This is a genomic window from Echinicola soli, assembly GCF_006575665.1.
Taxonomy (GTDB): Bacteria; Bacteroidota; Bacteroidia; order Cytophagales; family Cyclobacteriaceae; genus Echinicola; species Echinicola soli.
Genome location: NZ_CP041253.1, coordinates 879778 through 900464, shown reverse-complemented (window position 1 = coordinate 900464; position 20687 = coordinate 879778). Strand labels below are relative to the sequence as shown.

Below are 20687 nucleotides of genomic sequence, written 5' to 3'. Positions count from 1 at the left end.
GCATCTTAATAGTGCCGTAGGTACTAACCACGGGCAAGAAAAGCATATATGATTATCGATGCATTCATCTTTAAAATAGGTTTTACCCCTAAATAATATAGAATCAAGATTGCCTGACGACTATATTTTTAGTAGTTTTTACAAAATTTTTGCCATGTTCTACCAATTTACCAGATATATTACCTGTTTCTTACTTGCCAGCTTTCTTTTCAGCTGCAATAGTAAATCAGACAATAACAATGCATTTACGTCCGGCACACTGACGGATTTAGTAAAGGATACTTTGTATCTCGAGAAAGATATAAATACACAATGGCTGGGCACTGATTTTACATACCTGGAAAAAGGAGGAAAGAAACTGCTTTGCCAGTTTAATGACCGCAGGTTGTTGGTATATGACTATACATTGGGTGATCTCCTGTCTGCCCAATCCTTTGAGGAGGAAGGCCCCAATGGCATTGGCAGTTTTATTTCGGGCAGTTTGATCAGCCAAGACAGCATGTTGGTCCTATCAGGAGGAAAGCAGCTGATCATAGCAGATCATGGTGGAAAGGTGCTCAGCAGACACGACCTTCCTACCCATGAAAGCACCGTGCGGGGAAGCTCCCATTATGCTACGTTTGTCCATAATCCGATTCACTTAAAAGGGAACAAAGTCACTGTTACTGATGTCCCCTTTGTACTGAAAGCACCTATGTTGGAATATGAAAAGTGGCTCTTGAAGTATGATTTGGAGACTGGTGAGGAGGGTTACGTACGTTTTACGTTTCCTGAGAAGTATGAAGGTTTTTTGGATGACTCGGAATTTTGTCATTATTCCCACGCTTATTCGGACAACAAAAAGGAGCATTATGTTTCATTTGCAGCGGATGATAAACTACTCTGCATTAAAGATGGAAAACGTGTTTGGGTGGATGCGGGAAGTGAAGAGCCAATGGAATTTCTTAGAGGGACAACCGAAAAAAGCGGTGAATATATTGTCTTCAATCCTAATCCTGAATCCAGCCAATATGGAACGTTACAGTACAGCCCTTGGCATAAGGTATTGGTAAGAGCGGTCAAATTAGGGATGGATTTAGAGCGGCAAGTTGAAAGCCGTAGCTTTATTGTTCTGGATGAACGCTTAGCAAAAACCGCTGAGCTGACCTTTACATCTGATGAGTTTTCAGCCTTGGGATTTTTTACACCCAATGGTTTTTACCTGAAACTTGCCCAGCAGCAAAGTGATGATAAAATAGGATATGCAAGGATTGTTTTGCCCGGGATGGGGTAGTGTGATTCCTCGGATTCGACTTGTTCAGCTTCCGATTTGTTCCGAATATTACTGGCTATGGATGAAGATGCACTCCTTTGAACTCCGCACATGATCCCGCTTCCTGTCTCATTGTCTCAATACTCACATTTTGATATCCCTCAAGTCCGGTTCTAAGCCTTGTTTGGCTTCAGACAAGCCTGTTTGGCACCAGACAAGCCTGTTTGGCTTCAGACAAGCCAAAGGCAGGCTCGCATGACGATTTTTAAATCGAACTGAGGTTCTCCCTTACTTTCTCTCCATCACTTGGAAGAGGTAGGAAACCGTAAATTCCAGGTTAGTGACGGACATATCAAAAATCCGGTCTTGGCTTTCCGGCCTGCCCAGTTCATAAGAAGCCCTTACTTCAGCGACGATGGTACTTTTGCCAAAAACCTTGGAAATACCAGCACCGGCAGTAAGTCCATACATAAATTTCTTGGGATCATCTCCTGGCTGGCCGTAGGTAGGTAAAATAGGCAGGTCAGCATTGTTTGATTCGAATTCCCTCCTTACATCAGTAGCGTTTAGCAAGTAACCAAAGTGGGGGCCCATTTTAATATGGAATCTTCCTGTCCTTCCAAAATAGAAACTGGATAGAAGAGGGATTTTTAGGTAATCCAGTTCAGTTTCGTTAGAGAGCGTTTCATCATCATTGTATTCGACGTAGCCGGTAGTCAAGTATTGGATATCCAGCTCCACTCCTGCATGGTCCTTAAAGTAGTGCTCGATCGCAATGCCGTAAACCGGCTTGCTCTTTACCCCATGGACCTTTTTCTTTGGAATGGCCACTGTAGGTCGATATGACATGCCGGAGTAAGAAATTCCCCCACGGAAGCCCACGCTAAGTTGGGCATGTGCCAATGTTGTCGTTCCTGTCAGCAGCAGGCAGAGAACGATAAATTTATAGACAGGTGTAATGCTTGATTTCAATATGATGTGATTAAACTGCTTTTTTTGCCAAGTAAGGTAAAAAAGGAAAAAATAGCCCGCCGTGGCGGACTATTTTTTCTTGTCATTTTTGATCTCGTCCAGGTCGTCCCTGTCCTTGAGCTTTTTATCCTCTACATTTTTGTTCAAAAACTCATTGATTTTATCAATGGGAAAAGAGCTTGAAATTTCCCCAAATGAATCGATGTTCATTTTGAAGCCATCTAATTCGGGATTTACTTTAGGGTTTTCCTCTTTTTTGCTTTTTTTAGCCATGACGCATCCTTTCTGTTTATACAGCCATTTTTTTGGTATCAAAAGATCAAAAGCTACGCAAATGGCAGTGACGTACGATTACTTTGCTTTGACCTCTAAGGTATTTAACGCAAAATCGATCCTTTTGATTAACTCATTTTTACCAATAATGGTAAAAATCTCCATCAGGTCAGGGCCGGCACCCACTCCCGTGACAGCCAGACGCACTGCCTGCATTACTTTTCCAAGCTTTATTTCTTGGCTTTCCGCAGCAGATTCCAGCATTGATTTGGCACTTTGAGGGCTAAATTCTCCTTCAAATTTACCAAGGGACGCCTTGTAGGCCGTAAGTACGGTCACGACATCATCATTCCATTTTTTATCCGCTACTTTCTCGTCAAATTCAGTAGGAGCGATCAGCATGAAACGTCCTTCCTTCCAAAGATCTCCTGGGAAAGTGGCCCTCTCTTTCATAATGGCCACGATTTGTTCGGCTTTGGCCTGGAGGATTTCGATGTTTTCCTTCTTCAGGTCTTCGATCAGGTATTGTGCCAGATCATGGTTTGACTTTGCCTTAAGGTATTGTTCGTTAAACCATTTGGCTTTATTGATATCAAATTTCGTTCCTGATTTACCGATGCGCTCCACGGAGAATGCATTGATCAGTTCTTCCATGCTGAAGAGTTCTTGGTTATCGCCGGGATTCCAACCCAAGAAGGCCAGAAAGTTCACAAATGCATCCGGGAAATAACCTGCTTGCCTAAATCCCTGGGAGAAATCTCCCGTACGAGGATCGGTCCAGTCCATTGGGAAAATAGGGAAGCCATTCTTATCGGCATCTCTCTTGGAGAGTTTGCCATTACCGTCAGGTTTTAGCAGTAGTGGAAGGTGTGCAAACTGCGGCATAGTGTCTTCCCATCCCAAGTATCTGTACAATAAAACGTGAATAGGTGCAGAAGGCAGCCATTCCTCTCCACGAATTACATGCGTGATTCCCATCAGATGGTCATCTACGATATTGGCAAGGTGGTAAGTAGGCATGCCGTCAGATTTCATCAGCACTTTGTCGTCCAAGGTATTGGAATGCACCATTACCCAGCCACGGATCATGTCATTTAGACGGATTTCTTCTTTTCTTGGAACCTTTAGGCGGATCACATAGGGATCACCTGATTCCAACCGGGATTTCACCTCATCTTCTGGAAGTGTGAGGGAATTTTTCATTTGGGTTCTGGTGATCGAATTGTACTGAGGGGAAACCACCCTCGCTGCAGTAAGCCTCTCCCGCATGGCATCGAGTTCTTCGGAAGTATCAAAAGCATAATACGCATGACCTTTATCCACAAGGTCCATCGCGTACTGCATATAAAGGGGCTTTCGCTCAGATTGCCTGTAAGGGCCATGGGGTCCTTCTTTCCAAGGGCTTTCGTCTGGAGTGATCCCAATCCATTCCAATGCCTCTTTGATGTATTCCTCCGCACCCTTTACAAACCTCGTCTGGTCAGTATCTTCTATCCTCAGAAGAAACTTCCCCTGATTTTTCTTGGCAAAAAGGTAATTGTATAGGGCCGTGCGGACACCGCCAATATGAAGGGCTCCTGTGGGAGATGGGGCAAAACGAACGCGTACTTCTTTATTCATGCTTTGATTTTTCCTTTTAATATAAGGTGAGATTACCGGGAAATTCAGATTTCGATTCAATCAGCAAAGATACAAAAAGATGCCAAAGGAAAGGTAATTCGGGTGCAGTTTTCAGCAGGCCGCTTCCATTAACCTGCGCGTCTATGCCAAACAGATAGCCTGGAAGTTTAAGTGCTATCGGTCATCAGTGTTAAAGGAAATGATCCTTGGAATGTATACCAGTAGGATGTTTAATTTCTTAGTTTCTGGACCCTGTCGATTATACGGTGCACTACTCGGTCCAACTCGTCACATGAAGCTGCTATTTCATTTAAAAAACATTTGTCAGCTTCCTCGTCATATCCGTATTCTTTGATATAATTTACCATTCCCATCAGTCTTGATAGCGGAGCCCTTACTTCATGGGACTGCATCCAGGTAATTTCAGTGAATTCTTGGTTTTGACGCTCGATCTTGTCTATATAAACTTTTATCTTGGAGAGATCTTGCATCGTGCCGACCATTCTTACGGCTTCTCCATGTTCATCATAGATGATGAACCCTTTGTCAAATACGTTGGCGTATGTGCCGTCAGATTTGCGAAAACGGTATTTTTCTTCCCAGCGTGTTTCTAGCTTTTTGGAAATATGCTCGTTCATCTTGTCCAAAACACGGTCTTTGTCTTCTGGATGCAATTGGTCTATCCAATGCTGGTATGAGGACTTCCCAAAGGGGGCTTTATGCCCGAATAATCCTTCGTAGTTTTCATTCCAATAGATCGTTTTATCCTCGAATGACCACTCCCAAACTGCTTCTTCGGATGCCCTGGTGATAAAGTCATACCGTTTATTGACCATTTGAATGACGTGGTTGGCCTCTTTTAGTTCGGTGATGTCATTGAAAATCACGAGGGTGCCTTTTTTGCCCATTCCATAGTCAAACACACTGGCGGTAAATAGTATTTGCAGCAGTTTTCCGTCTTGGGAGATCAATTGGGCGCTACAGCTTTCCATTTTCCTTTTGCCCAATTGGAACCGAAGGTCTTTCAAGAAATTTTTATATGCTGATTCCGTTTCAAAAAACTTCTTTAAGGTGCCGAGATCCCCGTCATGCCTGTCTACTCCAAATAATTTGCATGCGCTGGGATTGAGGTATACGATTTTGTCATCAGGAGAAAGGGCCATCACACCATTTTCGATCTGTTTTACGATCTTGCCAGAGGCGATCGACGATGATACGTCAAACAGTTTAAATTTCCTCAGCGCAATAACTGAGGCAAAGGAAAAACAAGTAAGGGTAGTAGAAGTTACCGGTATATCAGTCATGCCTACTGCAGAAAAATAAAGTTGGGTAACGGCACCTTGAAGGACGGGAAGAAATGCGCCCAAAAATAACACCAGTATCTGTTTTCTCATGATGGGGCTATTTCGCTTGTTAAAATATTCTACCACCAGTATCCCCAGGCTAGCCAAGGCCAAAATTGCTACCCAAGCCCGGCTAAGCAGGTCATAAGAACCTGGACGAATCCCGGTAATGTATCCCCAGTTTTTGTCATAGCTGAGGATTACTTCATCCAAATTGGCCAGATAGCAAATGTACAATAAGGCCGAAACTCCATAAATAATTATAAGGAAAGATCGGTTTTTGATGACATGGTGGTTGGTATAGTAACACAAAAAATGAAGTATCAAGGCACCGATGAACATCCATCCAAAATCCAATGATCGGGAAATATGGCAGGCGGTTTCATAATCAATATTCAACCTCATTAAGGTATCTTGTATTTGCCAAACAATTAATGAAACCAAAAACAACAGAAAAATATTGGTCTCCCTGGTACTGGGGTATACATAAAAGATATAGCAAAATATAGCTGCATTAAACAATGCTGGAACCAATGAGATAGAAACGTAAAATATGTTAATGTCTTGCAACATAGGTAGGGCAGTAGGGAGGTAATCAATTTGTATTAAATGCTATAAATGCCAAAACTGGTTATAAGGATAAATTAGTTATAAATATATTATTTTATGTAATACATACACAGTAATTTTCAATTTAAACCTTTAAAATTGACAAGCCATCAGCCTTTAATAGGCGGATATGCCAAATATTGGATTTTATCGAATAAATCATGTGGTTTTTGCTAGTTTGTTTTAGATAAAAATGATTAAGATCAGAGATCACAAATGATTCAACGATAAAATAATGCTAAAAACATCGTTAAAATAGTGTTTTAACCTCTGTGGACTTAAGTAATTAGAAGGGGAATGAATCGGCTAATGGGCTAAAATTCGTTAGATTAGACAATATGCTTTTCTGCCAGTTAAAGAATATTCAGCAAATTGCATAGTTTACAACAGTTCCATTACTTGCATTCTTTCAAAAAGCAGGAAATTGCCTAGTATTCAACGAGCTATAAATAGTCGCTAAAAAGGCCTTTATTCCATAATAAACATCATTTATATAGCCTAGGGACTTCTAAAAATGAGAATTACATAGCTTAAGGGGAGAAATTGCATAAAAACCAGGGCAATCGCTTTTAGATGAGCTACTGCGTATTCCACTAGCTACGCCATTCTAACAATGCCATTGTCCCCGATATCCACCGGGGCAGGCTATTCCGATCACGATACATCGGGAAGGAATCTCTTATTTAAAATTGAGATCCCTCCTCAAGTCGGGATGACAACGAATTAGAAATTGTGATTTATACAATATTTTTTTAAAAGCGATTTCCCCGGCATAAAAACAGGTTAAATTCGATATCAAAAATTTTTTCATCGGGCTTATTACCTATCTTCTTTATTCAGTTTATTTTGGGCTATTTCTATGGCTCTGTGAAGCTTTTGCAGCAGGAGTTGCCTGCCTGGGCAACTTAAAATGTCGTCAATTGTAGTTCTTTTGACATCGTAAATCAGTAATTATTATTGTCTTATTCATGAGACACAAACTAACCTTGCATATCATAAACGACATAATGATTCCTCCCCTTCATTTCTAACATTATTAATGACCATAGAAATTTCGTATGCATCCATGGCATCGGCTGGGTAGGGAGTAAGTAGTTCCAATAGGTCGTTGGGATTTTGGTCCATATCCATCCAATATTTTGAATCTTCTTCGGAAAGGATTACTGGCATCCGGTCATGAACCTCACTAGTCAACCTATTTGGGTTGGTAGTTAGTATGGTAAAGGAATAATACTCGGATTTATCAGGGAGCACGCATTTTGACCAAAGTCCGGCAAAAGTGAAAACATCACGCTCGGGTAAATAAAATTGATAAGGGTGCTTTTTACTTGGAAATACGATCAACTTGAACCTCTAATAAATAATCAGTAATCGATTCCCAGTTTGGAAGCTTGTCGCTTCCAAAGTGCAGCCATTCTCCACTAAAATCCTTTGCTCCATTGTTAGGGCGGTCATCTATAAGGTAGTCCCCTATGTTGAGGTGCTTGTTGTGGGAAAGGATCAATCTTTTGTAAAACAGGTCTTCTTCTTTATTTCCAAAATGCTTGTGTACCCATTTTACTTTATCTATCCATGCGGTTGGGTTGAGCCAAGGAGCAGTTGAAAGTATATACAAATCGAATTTATCTGCCAATTTTTGTACCGATTCGATCGCCAATGGATAAGGATCCATTTTTGAAAATATACCAGGGACTTCATCCATTCTGCCTGAGTAAGCTTCCCTCGTCTCGTTGTCCAGCCTGTCTATCCCTGAAGGAAAGTCCACGAGCACATTATCCATGTCTATGTAAACAATTTTTTTCTTCATCTTCTATGCTTTAATAATATTCAATCTTTAAAATCCAGGATACCTTTCCCACCAATCTTCATCCTCTTCATAACTGTTACCTTTTATGCCAATGGCCAAGTCCTTTCCCATATCCAAAACGATGTCTGCGTATTTTAATTTTTGTTTCCAAGGTTCAGGAATTCCTCCCAGACCATTGATCAGGCCTAAAATATTGCCAGTAAGGGAGCCGGTGCTGTCCGAGTCTCCACCATGATTAATAGCTGCAATCACCCCTTTATCAAAATTACTAGGGTACCTTAGTGCGCAATACAGACTGATAGCCAAGGCTTCTTCTGCCACCCAGCCCTCACCGAATTGTGCGATATCTTCAGGCTTTAAATCTGCTGAAATTCCTTGGTTGTGGCATATCAGTACCGTTTGGACTGCCTGTTTTACTTCGGTATGCTTTTCCCATTCCTCAAGAATTCCGGTACAGAGCTGTATGCTTTCCAATAAGGATTTTCCCTGTGTCAGGTAAGCAATCAATGCAGCGAAAAAGCCTCCGCTCAAATAGCCGCTTGGGTGGCCATGGGTGATTGCAGAGAGGTGACATCCTTCCTCAAAAGCTTTGACCGCATCATCAGAAAAAGTCAATCCCACCGGTGCCATTCGCATGATTGTTCCGCAGCCTTTGCTGTCATTGATAGGCTTGTTGATAGTTCCTGTTTTTCCGCTGGCCAAGGCCAATAAACAAGTGTTTCCGGGAGCCCTTCGGGTATAAAGTCCCTTTTGGTTAATTAGCCATCCAGTGGACAATTGTTGTGGATTGATGGAATTGCCCTGACGAGGAAAGTGCTGGGTTTCCAGCCACCTTAGGTAAGAATGGTAGGTGATTTGGTGCAAAGCCCCACCGATTCCTTTTAGCATGGCCCTATGCTTGGCTCTCAAAAGCCCTTCTGCAGTAAATAATGTCATCTGGGTGTCGTCAGTGAATTCTCCCGTTCCATTACCAAATTCTACATAGTCCGTAACCCCCATTTGACCAAATCGATCAAGAATATGTCCCTGGGACAAAAATTCTATAGGAGCACCCAGGGCATCACCCACCGCTCCACCAAGCAAACATCCTTGGTACTTGTTCAACTTTTCTTCAAATGACATAGTTAATGTTTATCAGTTGATGTTATCCGTATACCCCAAATCTTTGGTTATTCGGATGGATTCTAAAATTTCGGTAAAGACTGTTGTCGTGTCTTCCATATAGTTAATGGAAGAAAAATAATTGGGGTACCCCAGGCTTTTTCTATCCTTTTTTTAGCGGTTTCGGTATTACAGGAGACTTGAGCCCATTGGGTTTCAATTTCCATCTTTTTACATTGATTGACCCATGATTTGATTTCCTCATCATAGCCGGCTCCAAGGCAATATTCGACCACTATATTGGCTCCATCCATAAAGGCTTCCAGACAGTCTTCCGAAGCGTCATTCCATACTACCATTTGTTTGTCTTCATCCGATAAAAAGGAGGCATAATCACCATGTAGTTCCTTGTTGAGTTTTGCAAGGTCAAAAATATAGTGACCTTCCTTTTCTAGATAGTGCTGTTCAATAAAAGTGCTATAAATTAAACACGTTCTAACAAATCATTGCCTTCATTTTTAGCGTTGTTGATTTCCATAGAAATTTCGTAAGAATCTATTAAATATCAGCCCCACAATTAGCCTATTTTCCCCGAATAATAATGCTTGAACCATTGCGGCACTTCTTCATTTTTGATATCATTCCAAACCTTCGTCCCACTTGCATTCAGCTTGAATTGTGCAAATAGGTTATGCCGTTCTCCTTCTTTTGAATTATCAAAAAATAGGCCTGGTAACAATGCTGAGCTGCCTCGTATAACAAATCCATGGAGCGATAATACATGTCAATAATCTTGCCTTCCGGGACATCGTGTCCATCTTGGGGAACTCTGACTTTCTTTACCCTATGAACATTTATTGTTGGATCCTCTGTGGAAACAAAGTAAAGGTAAACCTTATACCCTTCTTCCTTGGCCTGTTTGATGATGGCTACTTTACTCGGATGGGAAAAAACCGTTTCGAAGGAAAATTTCACTCCTTCTTTTAATAGCTTCTTTCTTAAAAAATCAGCCAGTATTTGGGCGATTCTTTCATAGGGGTTGTCGTTCTTTTCATCGGCAACTTTTCGAATAACCTTTAAACGGTTATTGGATACTTTTATGCATTGAAGTAGCCTCGATAGTGGAAACTCCCTTCTAAGCAATCCAGAATTTTGAACAATTTCCTCAAACTCGCCCTGACCATACATTATTTTATAAGTAGAAAAATCAAGCCCATTGACATAGAGATTTTGGGCTATATCATCGGCATTAATATAAATACCGAAGTCCAGTGTTTTACCAGCTTGAACTTCGGTATTTCTAATGGCTTTTATTATGGAACTTTTGCCTGAACCGTTGGGCCCTGCAAATATTCGCATTCGTTTGGTCATCAGTCGAGAATCAGTTTTTGGTTTTCACTTCCATGACTGATTTCTTTCACTTTTTCTATTTGCCCATCTTTAAATTTTTTGACCACCCAACCATTCTCGGCTACCATCACATAGCCATTGATTTCCATGGCCTTTTTGGCTCCTTCTTTGAATGCCTTGGATGATTTCCTTTCCACCAAACGGGTGCTGATATATTTTAAATTTTCCTTACTCATAATATTTACAATATATATAATAATGGTGATTAACTAAAACTACACTGTATTAATTGATTTAGTGCAAATAGGATATAGACTGTTCGTAAACCTTAATAAATTCCTCAAAACAAACGAAAAAAGGGTGCTATTTGCGTTTGTATATTCCAAATTAGTTTAAATGACTATCGGTCAATGCTGTCCTAAATAATTTTTGATTGGCAATTTGGTCTGCCTTTGGGTTCAAATTAGGGGCATATTAAGGGGCTTGAAGAAACAGATCCCCCTGTGATGTGTTCTGGGGTGGTTTGTCGGGTTCCATAAAAGGGCTGTCGAGCCATTTTTGCAGTTCGATTTTAACAAAGATATTGAGCCGGATAAAGGCGACCAGATTGGACAGGTGCCAGCCGAATTTAGCTGTTGCCTTCATGACTTTGAGCAGCAGGATGGTGATCAAAGCAGTCCATATCTGGATCATTACCGCATTTTTGGAGCTTTCGATAAAGGTTTTGATATGCAACAGCTGTTTGATGTCCCGAAAAAACACCTCAATCTCCCACCTTGACTTATAGAGGTCCCCAATGGTCTGGGCGGCCCAGGACAAAGTTTTGGTGATCAACTCTATGGTCTGCTGGTTTTCCTCATCCCACACGGCCACTCTTCTGAGCCTTCCCTTATACTTGGTTTTGGATTGTGGGTTGGTCAGTTCGATTTCTTCGTCTTTGAGCACATGTTGGGCGGTTGTTTCGGGCAGCTCCCGTTCTTCGAGGGTGCTGAAGGCAAGGTTTCCCTTGTGCCTGATCACGAAGAACACCCCTTTGCTGTCCCAGACGTTGAGCATGGGGAAGTCATTGTAATACCGGTCGGCGACGATCACCGAGCCCTTTTCCAAGGGAATGTCGTAAGCTCCTTTATTATCCCCGACACTCCCCTCGGTAATGTTCACGTAAACAGGGAGTTTCCCGTCATATTCCAGCAGGGTGTGCATCTTTACAGCTCCCTTTTTGGTACGGAAAGTAGCCCAGTCAAACACCGAAAGACAAAGGCTGATCACCGTGGCATCGAGCAGGTAAACGGGGACCTTGATCCTGAGTTTGGACCTCTTGACAGCTGCCTGCTGTCCTAAACTTCCCAGTAGGGAATAGTAAAGGTCCCTGAACAGGTCCGAATCCCTTCGTTTGTTCTGATAGCTGATACTTGATTTGGAGGGGGCTTTGGCAATACCAAGATGGTTAAGGTTCCCGGTAGCAGACCGGAGTCCGTTGGAAATGTCCCTTACCGAGGTGCTCTTGGCAAAATGGCAGAACAACATCGAGACAAGATGCGTCCAGCTGTCAAATCCCTTGCAGCCCTTATCGGTTTGCTTTTCCTTGACCAACTTCTTGAAAATTGATCGGTCTATCTTTTTAATAATCTGTGAAAACAATGTAATATTACACATGAGAGGTTCGTGTTTTTTGGTGCAAACCCAAAATAACTTTTTTGGGCAAAAAATAGAGCCTCTCATTTTTTATTTAGGATGCTATTGAGTATAAGTTGTATATCACGCATGATTTACAAAATGATTTGTAATTACTCAGGTTGTAATTTCATTAACTCTTGGTCAGGTTTTTTCTTCGTTACCTGTCTTTGAGTGCGATGTTGCTGGATTTTGTTTGGTGTTTTGGAAAAAGAGGTTTCAAGCTGGGTTATCCACGGTTTTTTGGGGATAAATAAAGTATAAAAGATTGGTTTTTATTGAATTGACTGGATATTCCGGAGCATGTTGACCCCATGATCCGGGAATGAACCGGAGGTTGAAAAGTGGCTTAAGCGGCTGTTTTCAACTGCCATTCCGGCGGATGCTGACCCCCTAAAGTAATATTTCAGCAATAATTCCGGAGCATATTGACCCCTCTGTTGTCAGATTCCGGAACATATTGCCCCCTCATAATGCTGGTTTTGGTTTTTTAGCGGATGATTTATATACCACTAACCGTGATCCAATGGCAGGAAAACCAAAACCAATGAGTCAGATAAAACAATTGATCATTCTCAACAAGCAGGGCAAAGGGATCAAGACCATTGCCCGAATGCTTGGCATGAGCAAGAATACCGTAAAAGCCTACCTGGTCAAGCTGGAAAAGCTGCTGGGGCAGACAGGTACGAGCCTAACCATAGATGATCTGCTCGCCCTTGAAGAGCCGGAGATCCATTCCCGTTTCCATCCTGGCAACCCTTCCTATAAGGATCCCCGGTACGATCATTTTAAAATGCGTCTTGAATATTTTCGTAAAGAGCTGAAGCGTACCGGGGTTACCAGGGCACTTTTATGGGAAGAATACAGACAGTCCCATCCGGATGGTTACAGCTACTCACAGTTCTGCCATCACCTTGACCAGCATGATCTTGCCCGATCAAAACCAACTATGGTACTTGATCATCAGCCCGGGGAAAAGCTTTATATTGATTTTGCCGGCAAAACGATTGACTACATAGACCGGGAAACCGGAGAAGTCATTTCCTGCCAGTTTTTTGTGGCCTGCCTGCCCTGTTCGGACTATGCTTTTGCCATGGCCGTGCCCAGCCAGCGTATAGCTGATTTTCTCCATGCCCTGGCCTGCTGCCTGGAACATTTGGGCGGAGTCCCTTCCCTGCTGGTCCCTGACAACCTGAAGTCAGCAGTGAACAAGGCCGACAAGTACGAACCGGATATCAACCGGGCACTGGAAGACTTTGCCAATCATTACGGTACGGCTGTCCTGCCGGCAAGGGTCAGAAAGCCTCAGGACAAGGCCCTGGTCGAGAACCAGGTCAACATGCTCTACTCCAGAGTATATGCCAAGCTGAGGAACATGCAGTTCTTTGACCTTTATGCACTCAACCAGGCCATTAAAATGCGGATCAGGGCACATAACCAGACACGGATGCAGCGCAAGCCCTACTGCCGGGAAGAGAAGTTTTTGGCCGATGAAAAACCCCTGTTGGGAAAACTTCCCGAGGACCGGTTTGAGCTACGGTACCATGCCTTGCTGACTGTGGCAAAAAACAATCATGTATATCTGGCAAGGGACAAGCAATATTACAGTGTCCCGTATACCCTTATTGGCAAGAAAGTGAAGGTAGTCTACACCAGGTCCATGTTCTATGTGTACCATGAAGGTAAAAAGGTAGCCGTCCATGCCAGAAGCACCAAGGGCGGCTATTCTACCGTTGAAGACCATCTGTGTTCCCAGCACGGGCATTACAGGGATAGGAGCCCTGAATACTACCGGGAGCTTGCCCGTAAAAAATCAGCAGTTCTTTATCAATATGTATCCTTGCTGTTTGAGCAGAACCGGTATCCCGAGCAGCTTTACAGAACCTGTGATGGCTTACTGGCCTTAAGCAGGAAGTCCGACCCGGATACCTTTGACAGGGCCTGCAAAATAGCCATGGATCACCAGGTCTATTCTTATGGGTTTATCAGGAACATCCTTGAAAACAACATGGCCCATGAACAGCCCGATACTACACAAAAAGCCCTGCCCAAACACGACAATGTCCGGGGCAAGGAATATTACGACCAACAGAAACTCCAATTTTAACACCTAATGAATATGAACCAGATCGAAGCACAAATGACCAGGCTTAAACTGCACGGCATGTCCAAAACATGGACAGCCCTGAAGGAAACCCGCAAAACCCAAAACCTCACGTTGACAGAAGGCCTTGAGATGATGCTCCAGGCCGAGGAGCAGGAAAGGGACAACAGGAGGTTCAGAAGGCTGGAGTCCAATGCCGGATTCAGGTATAAGGCCTCCCTGGAAGAACTCAAGCTTGATAAAACCAGGGGGTTGGACGATATGGTGCTGGCATCCCTGTCCACCGGAGACTACATCACCAAAGGGGAATCGGTGCTGATAACAGGGGCCACCGGCTGTGGTAAAAGTTACCTGGCATCCGCACTGGGACACCAGGCCTGTATCCAAGGGTTCAAGGCCGCCTATTTTAATACCCAGAAACTGATGCTCAAAACCAAGATGGTAAGGCTGGAAGGCACCGCTATCAAGTTCTTTGACAAGTTGGCAAAAGCCGACCTGCTCATCATGGATGATTTTGGGCTCACACATCTGGAAAAACAGCATCAGATGGACTTTATGGAGCTCATTGAGGACCGGCACGGGAAGAAATCCACCATCATCGCAAGCCAGTTGCCCATATCCAGCTGGTATGAGGTGATCGGTGAAGAAACGATAGCCGACGCCATTCTTGACAGATTGGTACACTCATCATACAGAATCGAACTTAAAGGTGATAGTCTAAGAAAAAAAATGTAAAATTGTCATACCATTGGATTCACAGGACCAAACCAACTTTTAGAGGGGTCAATATCCCCGGAGAGGGGTCAGTATCATCCAGAATATCCAAATTGACCGTCAATATTAGCCAAAACATTCCAACAGGACAGTGGACAAGAGGGATAAGCAGATTCAAGATTTGGTCAACATGAATCTCCAGCTGCACAGTTTGAATCGAAATCCCGGCGGATACCTCCTTCCTCCCATAAACATTACTAAGTTGATTCAAGACAAAAAAAGTTAAGGAGAAAAAGTCAACATCAAAAAATAGTTCTATAACATTCTTGATAATCCTGAGTGTCCCGCATAGCAAGCCTATGGGCTGCACTATAAAATTTGAACAGATAAGCCCGGACTTTGCTCAGGGCTTATTATTTTTCCCTAGATTTTGGCATAAAAAAAGGATACTGTTTCCAGTATCCTTCGTAGTAGCGGGAACAGGACTCGAACCTGTGACCTTCGGGTTATGAGCCCGACGAGCTACCAACTGCTCCATCCCGCGATATATCTTATAATTATTTTATATCTTTTGTCTAAATTAAAGGTGGTTTGACTTTTTCAATACCTTGTTCCCTTTATTGTGATACAAAGGTAAGTAGAATCTGTGAAAAATCAAGTACCTTTGTGAAAAATTTATTTCTATGACCGAAAAAACACATAAGGCTGGTTTTGTAAACATCATCGGCAAACCCAATGTCGGTAAGTCCACCCTGATGAACGTACTGGTGGGTGAGCGGCTTTCTATCATCTCTTCCAAAGCCCAAACTACCCGGCACCGTATTCTTGGGCTTATGAATGATGCTGACTATCAGATCGTTTTTTCGGATACACCTGGGATGCTGAAGCCCAAATACGAGTTGCACAAAAGCATGATGAGCTTTGTCAACCTATCGTTGGAAGACGCAGATGTCATCGTGTTTGTAACAGATCTGTTCGAAACAGACAATGAAATAGAGGAGGTCATAGATAAAATCAATGCTTCTGGAGCGCCCGTATTATTGGTCATCAATAAGATTGATCTTTCTAAAGATAATAAGCTGGAAGAAGTCACCCAATACTGGACTGAGCGGCTGAAGGCGGATACGGTCATTCCCGTGTCGGCCCTCGAAAACTTTAATATTGAGCGGATCATGCAGGAAATCCTGGACAGGCTGCCTGTTCATCCGCCCTATTATGACAAAGAGGAACTTACTGATAGACCAGAGCGTTTTTTTGCCTCTGAGATCATCAGGGAAAAGATTTTCACCAATTACAAAAAAGAAATTCCCTACAGTACTGAGGTAGCTATTGACCAATTTACCGAAGATGATAAGATCATCCGCATCAGAGCTATTATCTTTGTGGAGCGATCCAGTCAAAAGGGCATCATTATAGGTGATAAAGGTAAAGCCATAAAGAACGTGGGCATTCAGTCCCGGGCAGCACTGGAAGCTTTTTTTGGCAAACAGGTATTTCTCGAAACCCATGTGAAGGTAGAGGACGACTGGCGGAAAAATAAAAACAAACTAAGAAAATTCGGTTACGATCAGTAACCTAACAAAGCGTAGAAAAAATGGCAAATATTGTAGCAATAGTAGGGAGGCCAAATGTGGGCAAATCCACTTTCTTCAACCGTCTCGTCGAACAGCGTAAGGCTATCGAAGACAATGAAAGTGGGGTTACTAGAGACCGTCATTACGGGCATGCCCAGTGGGGAGGAAAGTTTTTCTCGGTGATCGATACCGGCGGGTATGTTACCGGTTCGGAGGATGTTTTCGAGGCGGAAATCCGTAAACAGGTAAAGCTGGCAGTGGAAGAAGCTTCTGTTATCCTTTTTGTGGTAGATTGTATCGATGGATTGACAGATTTGGATAGGGAATTTGCCAATGAATTACGTGGTGCCAAGAAGCCCCTATATATCGTCGCTAATAAAGCTGATACACAAGAGAGGTCCTTTATGGCCAATGAGTTTTATGAGCTGGGACTGGGAGATGGTGCTGTCTATCCGGTCGCAGCAGCCAGTGGGAGTGGCACCGGTGACCTATTGGACGAGCTGATTACCAATTTTGATGATGATGGCATAGAAAATCCAGATGAAGGAATTCCCAAAATTGCCATCCTGGGCCGTCCCAATGTAGGGAAATCTTCTTTCCTGAATGCGCTGTTGGGCACGGAACGAACCATTGTCACCGACGAAGCAGGGACTACACGGGATACCATCAATTCCCATTATACTCTTTATGGGAAAAACTTTATCATCTCTGATACCGCCGGAATCCGTAAAAAGTCAAGGGTAAAAGAAGATATTGAGTTTTACTCCGTGATGCGTTCATTACGGACCTTGGAAGATTCTGATGTGGTCATCGTCATGGTAGATGCTAGCCGTGGACTTGAAGCACAGGATATTAACTTGATTTCTCTTGCTATCAAAAACAACAAGGGCGTCATGATTATGGTCAACAAATGGGACCTTATCGAAAAGGATCATAAGACCATGAACAAGTTTAAAGATGACATGATGGAAAAATTGGGAGAAAACCGATGGATTCCCATCATCTTTACGTCTATGCTGACCAAGCAACGGATTTTCCAGGCAATTGAATTGGCTGTGCAGGTGTATGAAAACAAGACCCGGAAAATCACCACTTCTCAGCTGAACGATAAAATGCTGCCAGAAATCGAACGGTATCCGCCACCGGCATGGAAAGGAAAGTACATCAAAATCAAGTATATCACCCAGCTACCAACCAAAAATCCGGTGTTTGCATTCTTCTGTAATCTGCCGCAGTACCTCAAGGCACCATATACCAGGTATTTGGAAAACAGGATAAGGGATCACTTTGATTTTCAGGGTGTTCCGATCAAGGTTACCTATAAGAAAAAATAAAAAATATTTATTCTTATTTCGCTTGTAAATATCATCCGCAGCAGTACATTTGCATGCTTATTTTAAGAATCAAAATCATGAAAAGAACAATTGTATTGTTTGCGCTGGCTGGTCTGGCATTCACCACTTCTTGTGGAAAAAAGGAAGTTGAACAAACTGAAGAGACGATCGAAACTCAGATCGAAGAAACTGAGCAGGTGATTGAGGAATCAGTGGAGCAACTTGAGGAAACAGTAGAAGATACTGTAAATTCAGTTGAAGAAACTGTAGAAGAGGTAACTGAAGAAATCAACGGTTAATCCTCTCATTAAAAGTGAAATTCGTCAAAGCACCGAGCAATCGGTGCTTTTTTTTATATTAGCAGGAGATGAAATCGAGTGCAACAGCTAAATTAGCCCAAATTTTAATGGCCAAGATGCCAGAAACTGCCGTTTCATATTGCTTGAAGCTGTGGAAGGAGTCACCGTTTCACTTTACCGTGTCCAAGTCGAGGTTATCTAAGCTGGGGGACTTTCGCTTTAGGGCCGACCAATCCGTCCAAACCATCACGATAAACCATAACCTCAACCCATACCAATTTCTGATCACCTATATCCACGAAGTGGCGCATCATCGTGCTTTCAAAGCACATGGTACGCGTATCAAGCCCCATGGACGGGAATGGAAAAGCATGTTCAGGAATTTGATGATCCCGGTCCTGACGGACGAGGTGTTTCCCAAAGACTTGCTCATTCCACTAAAAAGGCATATGGACAATCCAAAAGCAAGTTCCAGTGCGGACTTTTGGTTAAACCGGGAATTGAGAAAGTACGATCCAACACGAAATGGCATAAAAGCTACCTATCTCAACGAAATTACCATAGGAACGGTATTTGAACTCAGGGGTAGGAAGTTTAAAAAAGTACAGCCCCGGAGGACCAGGATTTTGTGCGAAGAAATTATTTCAGGTAGGCATTATCTAATTTCAGGTAATGCGGAAATTACTTTATCCCATCATGGTAAAGACTGATTTTTACTGTATCGGTGCTTTGAAGTGGCCTATTTTTTTACAAGTTTGATAAACTCGGATTTTTCATTCCATCTCATTTCCAGCACCCATACACCAGTCTCCAGTGTAGTGAAAACCCTCCTTAGGGCATCTTCAAGCTCGCTTTCTTCATTTATCTGGAAATAGTCAGTGGACTGTAAAGGTGAAACCAATCGAAATCGAATAGTTCCTGGGTTTTCAGCTGATCCTGAATAGGAAACGTTTATATCATGACCAGATGCTGGGTTAGGGTATACTTTCCAGGCCTTATTTGACTTTTGGGAGGCAGGTAGTTTAACAGAAAAGACCTCCGAATAGGATGCTTTTCCATCGATATCTACTTCTTTGATCCGGTAATAAAGTCGTCCTCCTGAGGATGGTAATTGATGATCGTCGTACTGGTAGTCCGTCAAGCCATCTGTCGATCCCACAGCATCAACGCTGGCTATATGATGAAAATCTCCAATTCCCTCTAGCGAGCGCTCTAGTTCATAATGGCTGGTAGTAGGCTCTTCTTTAACTTGCCAGTCTAATTGGACGGTATTTTTGGCCAATTGATAGGCTACTTTAATAGCATTCCATTCCACCGGCAAGCTGGACAGACGTAATCGAATGATCACCATACCGTCAGCTCCATTTCCTCCGCCATCCCAACCTGCGCCTCCACCCGATCCAGTATTTTGTGCACCAGATCTGCCCGTGTCCGTATCGGCGTCACCACCAATACCACTTCCACCAGTCCCTTGGTTATTGCCCTGTCCAGGTCTGCCCGTACCGCCACCGCCTGCCGCAAATATATTATCTATGCCCACATCCACGGACAGATCTTCCAAAATAGGAGAGGCTGCTCCTTCGCCTCCGTTGCCGCCTCTTGCTCCGTTGCCGTTTATTCCAGCGGACAAATGACCGCCACCACCACCACCTGATCGGGCGCCTTCGTTACCGTTGCCGTTACCGTTGCCGTTACCGTTGCCGTTACCGTTACCGTTGCCATTACCACTCTCCTCGCCAAGTCCGCCGCCATTACCTTGGGATCCTTGTGAGCGGATGCTAGCTGACGAGTTACTGGCATGTCCGCCACCAGAGCCGCCTGTATTGCCCGTGTTTATTCCAGCATTGGGAAAATAAGAACCGCCACCTCCCCCACCGATGGCCGTAATACCGTTAAAAAAAGAATTCATGCCGTTTTGGCCAGTCTCATTGGGAGCAGTGGCGCCCGTGCCTCCGTTGCCCACATATACTGGATAAGTCTCTCCGGGGGTTAAGGAAACCGATGGCTCATAAACCAGCCCGCCTGCTCCGCCACCACCGGCGCTTTCTCCATAACCGCCGCCACCTCCTCCAGCGACCAGCATCACTTCGGCATCATCAAACTCAGCTGGTACCGTAAATGGTCCATCGCAACGGTATATATACAATCGCTCCAATTCAGAAACCTGCACTTCCTCCATACAGGAATTGGTGTTCCCACAAACCCCTGCAATAACTTCTTCATTATCTTCATCAATATCGGGGCCATCTATATTCAACCTAAATTCAAAACAGCCCAAATCAGCAGGGCTTGGATGTGGAGGATTGGAATAACAGGTATGCCAATCGCTTTGAGCGGCCAATACTGAACCGCTGCCTCCTCCTTCCGGAAGGTCAAAATAGTTTTCATCACGTTCCGTGCCGTTATCACATATCAAATACCCCTGAAGTGTCCACAGTGTAGGGGCAGGGCCAGTGAAATTCACGTTATAATCGATCTTCACACGATATTCAAAACCATTCGGGCAATAAGTGTTGTGAGTAATGATTTCAGTAAGCTCGAGCTCTATGTTGATCTCGCTGTCACCAGAAGGAATGGTAATGGTGTTAGAGCATTGTGCTTGCACTTCGCTTGCCATTACGAAAAGCCAGCCAACTATTGCAATAAGTAGGTTAAAATAAA

19 protein-coding genes and 1 tRNA gene are annotated in these 20687 nt (G+C 43.3%); 7 read left to right on the top strand and 13 right to left on the bottom strand.

Annotated elements, in window-relative coordinates; genetic code table 11:
* Window positions 1-154 precede the first annotated feature (154 nt).
* A complete protein-coding gene (locus FKX85_RS03760) occupies window positions 155-1273 on the top strand; it encodes a DUF4221 family protein (RefSeq protein ID WP_141613462.1) in 1119 nt (372 codons plus the stop codon).
* A 267-nt stretch (window positions 1274-1540) separates the two neighbouring features.
* On the opposite strand, the gene FKX85_RS03755 is transcribed toward FKX85_RS03760, so the two are convergent.
* The 11 genes from FKX85_RS03755 to FKX85_RS03705 all read right to left on the bottom strand — a co-directional run bounded on the left by FKX85_RS03755 (window position 1541) and on the right by FKX85_RS03705 (window position 11983).
* Window positions 1541-2212, bottom strand: a complete 672-nt coding sequence (locus FKX85_RS03755) for a porin family protein (protein WP_449390385.1) — start codon at window positions 2210-2212, stop codon at window positions 1541-1543.
* 81 nt (window positions 2213-2293) lie between these two features.
* Window positions 2294-2497: a hypothetical protein gene (locus tag FKX85_RS03750; protein ID WP_141613460.1), complete on the bottom strand. Its 204-nt coding sequence runs from the start codon at window positions 2495-2497 to the stop codon at window positions 2294-2296.
* A 78-nt stretch (window positions 2498-2575) separates the two neighbouring features.
* On the bottom strand, window positions 2576-4117 hold the full coding sequence (gene gltX / locus FKX85_RS03745; protein ID WP_141613459.1) for a glutamate--tRNA ligase: 1542 nt from the start codon (window positions 4115-4117) through the stop codon (window positions 2576-2578).
* A gap of 230 nt (window positions 4118-4347) precedes the next feature.
* Complete coding sequence (locus tag FKX85_RS03740; RefSeq protein WP_141613458.1) at window positions 4348-6033, bottom strand: PAS domain-containing protein; 1686 nt, start codon at window positions 6031-6033, stop codon at window positions 4348-4350.
* A gap of 1029 nt (window positions 6034-7062) precedes the next feature.
* Window positions 7063-7413, bottom strand: a complete 351-nt coding sequence (locus FKX85_RS21850; RefSeq protein ID WP_141613457.1) for an SOS response-associated peptidase — start codon at window positions 7411-7413, stop codon at window positions 7063-7065.
* Window positions 7394-7876, bottom strand: a complete 483-nt coding sequence (locus FKX85_RS03730) for a 5' nucleotidase, NT5C type (RefSeq protein WP_141613456.1) — start codon at window positions 7874-7876, stop codon at window positions 7394-7396. Before FKX85_RS03730 ends, FKX85_RS21850 begins: the two co-directional genes overlap by 20 nt.
* 27 nt (window positions 7877-7903) lie before the next feature.
* Window positions 7904-8998 (bottom strand): ADP-ribosylglycohydrolase family protein, encoded by a 1095-nt coding sequence (locus FKX85_RS03725; RefSeq protein ID WP_141613455.1) that lies wholly within the window; start codon window positions 8996-8998, stop codon window positions 7904-7906.
* A gap of 62 nt (window positions 8999-9060) precedes the next feature.
* On the bottom strand, window positions 9061-9336 hold the full coding sequence (locus tag FKX85_RS03720; protein WP_141613454.1) for a hypothetical protein: 276 nt from the start codon (window positions 9334-9336) through the stop codon (window positions 9061-9063).
* Between the two features lie 307 nt (window positions 9337-9643).
* The gene (locus FKX85_RS03715) at window positions 9644-10348 is read right to left on the bottom strand and encodes a zeta toxin family protein (RefSeq protein WP_141613453.1); all 705 of its coding nucleotides are present in this window, start codon (window positions 10346-10348) and stop codon (window positions 9644-9646) included.
* On the bottom strand, window positions 10348-10563 hold the full coding sequence (locus FKX85_RS03710; RefSeq protein WP_141613452.1) for a hypothetical protein: 216 nt from the start codon (window positions 10561-10563) through the stop codon (window positions 10348-10350). Before FKX85_RS03710 ends, FKX85_RS03715 begins: the two co-directional genes overlap by 1 nt.
* Window positions 10564-10801: 238 nt before the next feature.
* On the bottom strand, window positions 10802-11983 hold the full coding sequence (locus FKX85_RS03705) for an IS4 family transposase (RefSeq protein WP_141613451.1): 1182 nt from the start codon (window positions 11981-11983) through the stop codon (window positions 10802-10804).
* A gap of 565 nt (window positions 11984-12548) precedes the next feature.
* On the opposite strand from FKX85_RS03705, the gene istA reads away from it, so the two are divergent.
* Both istA and istB read left to right on the top strand, forming a co-directional pair.
* Window positions 12549-14108, top strand: coding sequence for an IS21 family transposase (gene istA, locus FKX85_RS03700; protein WP_229239749.1), 1560 nt, complete (start codon window positions 12549-12551; stop codon window positions 14106-14108).
* A 12-nt stretch (window positions 14109-14120) separates the two neighbouring features.
* The gene (istB, locus tag FKX85_RS03695) at window positions 14121-14840 is read left to right on the top strand and encodes an IS21-like element helper ATPase IstB (RefSeq protein WP_141613449.1); all 720 of its coding nucleotides are present in this window, start codon (window positions 14121-14123) and stop codon (window positions 14838-14840) included.
* Window positions 14841-15290: 450 nt separating this feature from the next.
* On the opposite strand, the gene FKX85_RS03690 is transcribed toward istB, so the two are convergent.
* A tRNA-Met gene (locus tag FKX85_RS03690) sits at window positions 15291-15363 on the bottom strand.
* Window positions 15364-15502: 139 nt separating this feature from the next.
* Here FKX85_RS03690 and era point away from each other — a divergent pair.
* From era to FKX85_RS03670, 4 genes are all read left to right on the top strand, one after another.
* Window positions 15503-16393, top strand: a complete 891-nt coding sequence (era, locus tag FKX85_RS03685) for a GTPase Era (RefSeq protein ID WP_141613448.1) — start codon at window positions 15503-15505, stop codon at window positions 16391-16393.
* 20 nt (window positions 16394-16413) lie between these two features.
* Window positions 16414-17727, top strand: a complete 1314-nt coding sequence (gene der / locus FKX85_RS03680) for a ribosome biogenesis GTPase Der (protein WP_141613447.1) — start codon at window positions 16414-16416, stop codon at window positions 17725-17727.
* A 77-nt stretch (window positions 17728-17804) separates the two neighbouring features.
* Entirely contained in the window at window positions 17805-18026 is a 222-nt protein-coding gene (locus tag FKX85_RS03675; RefSeq protein ID WP_141613446.1) for a hypothetical protein, read from the top strand.
* Between the two features lie 107 nt (window positions 18027-18133).
* Entirely contained in the window at window positions 18134-18736 is a 603-nt protein-coding gene (locus FKX85_RS03670; protein ID WP_229239748.1) for a SprT family zinc-dependent metalloprotease, read from the top strand.
* Between the two features lie 29 nt (window positions 18737-18765).
* Here the strand turns inward: FKX85_RS03670 and FKX85_RS03665 are convergent, their stop codons facing one another.
* Window positions 18766-20643 carry a glycine-rich domain-containing protein gene (locus FKX85_RS03665; protein WP_168196209.1) on the bottom strand — a complete coding sequence of 626 codons (1878 nt, stop codon included), beginning with the start codon at window positions 20641-20643 and terminating at the stop codon, window positions 18766-18768.
* Window positions 20644-20687 lie beyond the last annotated feature (44 nt).

Bases quoted from the DNA above. Each gene is read 5' to 3' on its own strand.
- FKX85_RS03750 (WP_141613460.1), bottom strand. From the start codon at position 2,497: ATGGCTAAAAAAAGCAAAAAAGAGGAAAACCCTAAAGTAAATCCCGAA.
- FKX85_RS03740 (WP_141613458.1), bottom strand. From the start codon at position 6,033: ATGTTGCAAGACATTAACATATTTTACGTTTCTATCTCATTGGTTCCA.
- istB (WP_141613449.1), top strand. From the start codon at position 14,121: ATGAACCAGATCGAAGCACAAATGACCAGGCTTAAACTGCACGGCATG.
- FKX85_RS03705 (WP_141613451.1), bottom strand. From the start codon at position 11,983: ATGTGTAATATTACATTGTTTTCACAGATTATTAAAAAGATAGACCGA.
- FKX85_RS03710 (WP_141613452.1), bottom strand. From the start codon at position 10,563: ATGAGTAAGGAAAATTTAAAATATATCAGCACCCGTTTGGTGGAAAGG.
- FKX85_RS03675 (WP_141613446.1), top strand. From the start codon at position 17,805: ATGAAAAGAACAATTGTATTGTTTGCGCTGGCTGGTCTGGCATTCACC.
- istA (WP_229239749.1), top strand. From the start codon at position 12,549: ATGAGTCAGATAAAACAATTGATCATTCTCAACAAGCAGGGCAAAGGG.
- FKX85_RS03665 (WP_168196209.1), bottom strand. From the start codon at position 20,643: ATGGCAAGCGAAGTGCAAGCACAATGCTCTAACACCATTACCATTCCT.
- gltX (WP_141613459.1), bottom strand. From the start codon at position 4,117: ATGAATAAAGAAGTACGCGTTCGTTTTGCCCCATCTCCCACAGGAGCC.
- FKX85_RS03670 (WP_229239748.1), top strand. From the start codon at position 18,134: ATGGCCAAGATGCCAGAAACTGCCGTTTCATATTGCTTGAAGCTGTGG.
- der (WP_141613447.1), top strand. From the start codon at position 16,414: ATGGCAAATATTGTAGCAATAGTAGGGAGGCCAAATGTGGGCAAATCC.
- FKX85_RS03725 (WP_141613455.1), bottom strand. From the start codon at position 8,998: ATGTCATTTGAAGAAAAGTTGAACAAGTACCAAGGATGTTTGCTTGGT.
- FKX85_RS03730 (WP_141613456.1), bottom strand. From the start codon at position 7,876: ATGAAGAAAAAAATTGTTTACATAGACATGGATAATGTGCTCGTGGAC.
- FKX85_RS03715 (WP_141613453.1), bottom strand. From the start codon at position 10,348: ATGACCAAACGAATGCGAATATTTGCAGGGCCCAACGGTTCAGGCAAA.
- FKX85_RS03760 (WP_141613462.1), top strand. From the start codon at position 155: ATGTTCTACCAATTTACCAGATATATTACCTGTTTCTTACTTGCCAGC.
- era (WP_141613448.1), top strand. From the start codon at position 15,503: ATGACCGAAAAAACACATAAGGCTGGTTTTGTAAACATCATCGGCAAA.
- FKX85_RS03720 (WP_141613454.1), bottom strand. From the start codon at position 9,336: ATGGTAGTATGGAATGACGCTTCGGAAGACTGTCTGGAAGCCTTTATG.